Origin of the sequence: Polynucleobacter yangtzensis (assembly GCF_001595965.1) — a bacterium.
Classification (GTDB): domain Bacteria; phylum Pseudomonadota; class Gammaproteobacteria; order Burkholderiales; family Burkholderiaceae; genus Polynucleobacter; species Polynucleobacter yangtzensis.
Genome location: NZ_LOJI01000006.1, coordinates 1 through 3,093 on the forward strand (window position 1 = coordinate 1; position 3,093 = coordinate 3,093).

1 protein-coding gene is annotated in these 3,093 nt (G+C 50.7%); it reads left to right on the top strand.

The features are described from left to right. Positions 1–3,093 (top strand): condensation domain-containing protein (locus JaK3_RS05180; RefSeq protein WP_205627503.1); only part of this gene is annotated, 3,093 nt, incomplete at both ends.

Below are 3,093 nucleotides of genomic sequence, written 5' to 3' on the forward strand. Positions count from 1 at the left end.
CCTGGCAATGCCAATGAGCAACTGCTGTGCACCCTCTTTAGTGAATTACTAGGCATCCCTACCGTAGGGGTTGATGACAGCTTCTTTGCACTTGGAGGCGATAGTATTACCGCTATCCGCTTAGTGAGTAAGGCGCGTGCGCAATCCCTCCAGTTTGCAGTGCGCGATGTCTTTGCTCATCCAACACCAGGTGCGCTAGCGCAACACGCTCACACCATTGAGCATGTTGCCCAACACATTTTTGTTGAAGACGGTGTGGTCCCCGCTTTGCCGGTCTACCATCAATTTTTGCAACTCTCAGGTAGCTTACGTCGCTTCCATCAGGCAACCGTATTACAAGCACCTAAACATGTAGATGCACACCAAGTGCAAGCAGCCTTACGAAAACTCATGGCCCATCATGGCGCCTTGCGTTTACGCACACAAGGCAACGGCACAGCCACCACCTTTACCGTGGAGTCTGCGCAAACACTCCCGCCTTTGCAATTGCCTACTTTAGATTTGCAGCATCTGGATTTAGTAGAACAAGAAAATGCCATTGCTGGTGCGATGGAAAATCTCTCAGACTGCCTAGAACCTGATACCTCTGGTGGTATGGTTGCGCCACTTTGGGTAGAACGTGGTCCCAAGCAAGCCTGCTTGCTATTACTGGCGATCCATCACTTTGCCATCGATGGTGTGTCTTGGCGCATCCTCCTAGAAGACCTCGATACGCTGAGCCAAAATATCGACGCTGTGCTCCCAGAGCGCACCATGTCTTTGCATGATTGGGCCCATCAATTAGCCAGCGAAGGACGTCTTGGCAAACGTCGTTCAGAAGAAGCTCTCTGGTTAGCTCAATTAACACCGGGCGTTACCTTACCGCAAGAACATCAGATTACCGGCGCGCAAAACACCTTAGCTAACAGTGCGCGCATTAGCGGCACACTGGATCCCGATGCGACCGAACAATTATTACGTGCACCTAGCATCTACCATGGGCAGATTAATGACTTACTGTTAAGCGCCTTAGGTTTAGCACTGCGTGCTTGGTCTAAAACCTATTACCAACAAGAGCTTGGCAATCCTTTAGTAACCCTAGAAGGTCACGGCCGAGAAACCGACGCCGATCTCACGCGTACCATTGGCTGGTTTACCAGCGTCTTCCCCGTGAGCTTGCCACTAGCCGATTTAGACTATCGCGACTCTGAGCAAGCAGGCAAAGCCATTGGTCAAGTAAAAGAACGTTTACGCAGCCTGCCAGATAAAGGTTTAGGTTATGGCGTCTTGCGCTATTTAGATCCTGCCAGCACACTAGCGCACGATACGCAGCATCGTGAACCAGCCATTAGCTTTAACTATTTAGGTCGTTTTGAATATCGCAAAGACCACCCGCAAAGCTGGCAGTTACATGAAAGCGGTCTGAGTGCTTCTGGTGATGATCTAGAGCGCCAACGCCTACATCTGATTGATATCAATGCCGTAGTCACTGCCCAAGGCTGCTTCCACTTTGATGTGGATTACTGCAAGCTCACACACAGTGCGCCAGCCATTGCGGCACTAGCACAACATTTTGAAGCGGCCTTACTAGCGCTCACCAAACATTGCTTACACGCGCCATTAGCCAATCGCTATACCCCATCTGATTTTGCTCTGGCACAACAAGCATTGCTCACCCAAGATGCCAGCGCACCATTAACGCAAGAGCTGCTCGATCACATCATCACGCAGGCACCCCAGCTCACTGACTTAGTACCGCTTACGCCACTCCAACAAGGTTTGGCGTTTGAGACCTTAATCCTGAGTAAAGAGCATGTTGATCCTTACCACGTGCAGTTCGTCCTCATCCTTCAGCGTCCGGTTGATATTGACGCACTAGAGCGCGCCTGGGCCTTACTGTGCGCACGCCATGCCATCTTACGTTTGGTATTAGTCCCGCATAAATTAACCGCCGGTCTGGGTGTCATCCAAGCGCCTGATTTTTATGACTGGGAAAATGTTGTTATAGAGGGTGATCCACAAGAGCGCATTGATACTTTGCGTGCACAAGACCGCGCGCGTGGTTTTGACTTAGAACAAGGACCACTCATCCGTGCACGTTGCGCTCCTTTGGATGACAAGCGCTATGCGCTCTTGATCTCGAACCACCACCTCAATTTAGATGGTTGGTCAATGCCCATCCTTTTACAAGAGCTTGCACTGCTGTATAGCGCAGAACATCAAGGCAAAGCCGCGGCTCTAGATAAACCATTTGCTTGGCAAGTCCACCTAGCCTGGTTAGCGCAACAAGATCGCGCTAGCGCCAGAACATACTGGCAAGAACACCTAGCGGGTATGAGCGTCACCCCACTAGAGTTAGCGCCGCCTAGCGTAATGCAAGAAGGTATTGGCGAGGTATGGCATACCGTTCATACCAGCGGCACTACCAAGTTAGAGCAGTTTGCAAGACAGCAGGGATTAACTCCAGCAAGCGTCTTGCAAGGTTTATATATCTTGCTACTCACGCGCATGAGTCGCTTACCGGAGCTAACGATCGGTAGCGTTCGAAATGGTCGCAATAGTATGCTCAATGGTATTGATCGTGCGATCGGTTTATTTATCGGCACCCTACCGCTGCGCACTGAGATTAAGCCAACGCTGCCATTAAACCAATGGTTGCGCGCACAACAAATTGCACAGGCTGAGCAAGAGGCGCATGCACACCTGGGTCTCATGGCTATCTCGCAGCTAGCCAATCTAGGTAATCAAGATTTATTTGAAGCCTTGTTCGTTTATGAAAATTACCCCGTTGGTGCAAATGCTCAAACCTTCGCAGACCTCGGGGTTGAGTCGATTGAAGGCTATGACAGCACCCACTATCGCATTGCTTTAGCAGCCATCCCTGGAGACAGCTTACGTCTACGTCTGAACTTTGATAGACACTCGATGGATGCGCAACAAGCGCATGACTTCTTAGAGCGTCTTGAGCAACTGTTAAACCAGTTACCAGACTTAGCAGATACACCGCTAGCACAAGTACCCCTCCTCTCTACTGCAGAGCGCACTCGCATCCTAGAAGCCAGTGCTGGCAAGGCGCTAACCTTAGCGCCTGAACAACTCACCCTCCCTGAGCTA